The sequence below is a fragment of the Microcystis sp. LEGE 08355 genome, assembly GCF_015207185.1.
Taxonomy (GTDB): Bacteria; Cyanobacteriota; Cyanobacteriia; order Cyanobacteriales; family Microcystaceae; genus Microcystis; species Microcystis panniformis.
Genome location: NZ_JADEXI010000513.1, coordinates 1 through 3,334, shown reverse-complemented (window position 1 = coordinate 3,334; position 3,334 = coordinate 1). Strand labels below are relative to the sequence as shown.

Here is a 3,334-nt window from a genome sequence, read left to right as displayed (position 1 = left end):
TTTGCGGCAAAAAGCTTGTTGGTGGGGTGTGGGGTGTAGGGTGTAGGGTGTGGGGAAATGGGGAGAATAAATAAAAATAATCTCCTGTCTCGGAGTCTCCTGTCTCCTTTCTTCGTTATTGAGGATTTTTTCTTTTTGCGGGTTTTTGTTTGCTGGTAGGGAGTAGAGGAACGGTTAATTTTTCGTAGAGTTCAAAGAGGTATTCAATACGGTTTAATTCACTGGTAAAGGGTTGGGGACGATAACACAAATCAACGGCTTTGTCAAGTTTTTGGTGAGCTTTGAGCAAGTCGGGAGGCATGGTTAAAGGATCGTATAAATCCGCAAGGCTACTATCAGGATATTTTACCCTAGTATCTAGCACAGCTTGAGCGCAAGTTTCGACGGTTTGTTTTTGTTTGTCGGGGATATTTTCTGGAAAGGGGTAGTTATTATAAACAATATCTTTTGAATAACGATAATCGCTTTTTAATCTGCCACACACATATTTAACCCATGCCATGTGCATTTCTGAAGTAAGAATACCAAATAAATATAGGTTTGCATTAGGAATTAATAAAACTTGATCATTACCAATCACATTTTTATTCATAAAACCTATTGGAATATATTTTCTTCTTTCAGATGAAACACGGGGAACAAGTAAATAATTCGTTTCGGGTTGTGCTATTTGACAGAATAGAGTAGGTGTCGCCGCAAATTTACGAGTAGAAGCTGCTTTACTTTTTAATCTAAAATTTTTAACCTTATCTACTTTTTTGATGACTTCTGGTAATGTCTTTAATTCCCTGGGAGAAATATCAAGTAACCATAGACAGTAGCGACTATGACCATTAATAAATTCTTGCGCTCCTGTATAAGGTTTAATCCATTTTTCTGCCTTCGGCTCTAATTTTAAAAATTCTTCTTTTTCTGGTTCTGTAAAAATAAAATTACCACCATCTCTTGGCATACTACCAAAACGCATTAATGGAACATTAGATAAAGGAAAACTCCGGTTATTAATAATGATGTCACTTCCATCAACCAAATAGGGATTAATATTATTAGACTTAACAACTAATGATTCACCTTGAATATCTTCATAATCAAAGAGGATTTTATTTGTTATATTAAAACTTGCAAAGCCAATAATAACACAATGAACTGCGGCGTTTCCTTTGGCTTCATTACTCCATTTAAAAGTACGATGGGCAAAATGAATTTTTAACTGATATTTTTGAAAAAGAATATTCCAAAGTAAGGCAACTTGCTCACCTTGAGATATAGAATTTGTGGAAACAAAAGCAACCCTGATTCTATTGCCCTGAATTATTTGAGCAGCCTTAATATACCATGCACACACATAATCCAAAACTCCTATTCCTTTCTCACCGTCGAAAACATAAGCCATATCATTCCTTTGCTCATCGTTCATAATCATCGCACCAACAAAAGGAGGATTTCCTAAAATAAAATTGAGCTTCTCTTTTGAGATAACTTCTTCCCAATCAATCCGCAAGGCATTTCCATGAACAATCTTTGCCGCTTTCTTTAATGGTAAACGCACAAAATATTGACCAAAAGTATTACTAACTTTAATATTCATCTGATGATCAATTAACCACATCGCCACCTCAGCCACCCTCACTGCAAACTCATCGTATTCAATACCAGCAAACTGATTGACATCTACCTGAATAATGGTACTAATATCTGTTACTAACTGCCCCGTTTTATCTAACTCCTGTAATACCAAAATCTCTAAATCCCGTAACTCCCGATAGGTAATAATTAAAAAATTGCCGCAACCACAGGCAGGATCAAGAAAATATAAATTAGCAATCTTTTTCTGAAATTCTAGTAATTTATTGCGATTGCCTTTAACCTTCTCAAATTCTCTGGATAAATCATCTAAAAATAACGGTTTAATCACCTTTTGAATATTCTTCTCGGAGGTATAATGCGCCCCTAAATTGCGTCGCTCTTTTGGATTCATTACCGCTTGAAACATAGAACCAAAAATAGCAGGGGAAATTTTTCCCCAATCAAAAGCACAAGCTTCTAATAACATGACTCGCATCTTGCTATCAAAAGCCGCTAAGGGTAATGACTCCTCAAATAACTTGCCATTTATGTAGGGAAATTGAGTTAAATTCTCATCGAGATTTTTTAATCTTTTTTCTTCTGGTGTATTCAAAACCTGAAAAATAGCATCAATGTGCATCGCCAAATCACTGCCATCTTCTTTGGTATGTAGGTCAATATATTCCCAGAAAATCCCCTTATTAAAAATACCCGTATCATCGGCAAATAAACAAAATAATAAACGCACTAGATAAACTTCCAAATCATGCCCTATATAACCAATTTCTTTGAGGCAATCATGAAGTTTTCCCATTAACTCGGCGGCTTGAATATTGACGGGATCTTCGTCTTTATAAACTCGCTTTTCGTAACCAGCAATAAAATCAAATAAATGAACATTATCAACAAAATTGCTTAATTCAAATTCCCATTGATTGCCCGAATCTAAATCATATAATTTAAACCGTTGAAAATCCGAGACTAAAATATAACGCGGTAACTCATGTTCCTTTAAATTGGGAAAATAATCCTTAGCCTGTTGTGTGGCTTTTTCTAAATCTTTACCCTTCGATTTATGCTCAACTAAAATCGTTCCTTTCCAGAGTAAATCAATAAAACCCTGTTTATTATCTGCTTTTTTTATCGGTTGCTCAAAACTGGCTACCCTACGCCGTGAAATGCCAAAGACATGAAAAAACTCATTCCAAAAAGACTGAGATTCTGCTTTTTCTGAAGTCTCTCCTTGCCACTCTTTTTGAAAAGCGATGGCGCGATTTTTAATTTCATTCCAACTTAAAGGCATAGTTTTAAATCCTTATCTTTCGCCGGGTTGCTCAAAGATACTAGAAAATGGTGTAGGGAGCCAGATGCAGTCAGCAAGGGATACAGATAGTTTCCATTTTAGGTGATTTTTTGGTAAACTACAAGGGAAGCTAGAAATTAGTAACGCCTTGAGAATTGTAGCCGCTTAGTTACCAATCTAGTTATTGACTCGAAGGAACAACTTATCGCTATGTCCAAAACTCTCTACGAACAAGATTTTCAATTGTGGCTCGCAACAACAATTAGCCACCTACAGAAGCGGGAATTTGCTGCGCTGGATACTGATAACTTAATTGAGGAGTTAACCGAGTTGGGAAAATCGGAAAAAAGAACTTTAGAAAGTAATTTGATGATTCTTTTGGCTCACTTGCTCAAATTAAAAGTACAGCAGGACGCACCGCCATCAATGAAGGATAGCTGGTATTGTTCTATTATTGAGCATCGC

Annotated in this window: 2 protein-coding genes; one reads left to right on the top strand and one right to left on the bottom strand. The window is 36.0% G+C overall.

Annotation, left to right across the window (positions count from 1 at the left end; all coding sequences use genetic code 11):
- Nucleotides 1-115: 115 nt before the first annotated feature.
- Entirely contained in the window at nucleotides 116-2,869 is a 2,754-nt protein-coding gene (locus IQ242_RS20240) for a class I SAM-dependent DNA methyltransferase (protein WP_193961190.1), read from the bottom strand.
- A gap of 210 nt (nucleotides 2,870-3,079) precedes the next feature.
- On the opposite strand from IQ242_RS20240, the gene IQ242_RS20235 reads away from it, so the two are divergent.
- Nucleotides 3,080-3,334, top strand: a 255-nt coding sequence (locus IQ242_RS20235; protein ID WP_193961189.1) for a DUF29 domain-containing protein, incomplete at its 3' end; no start/stop codon positions are given.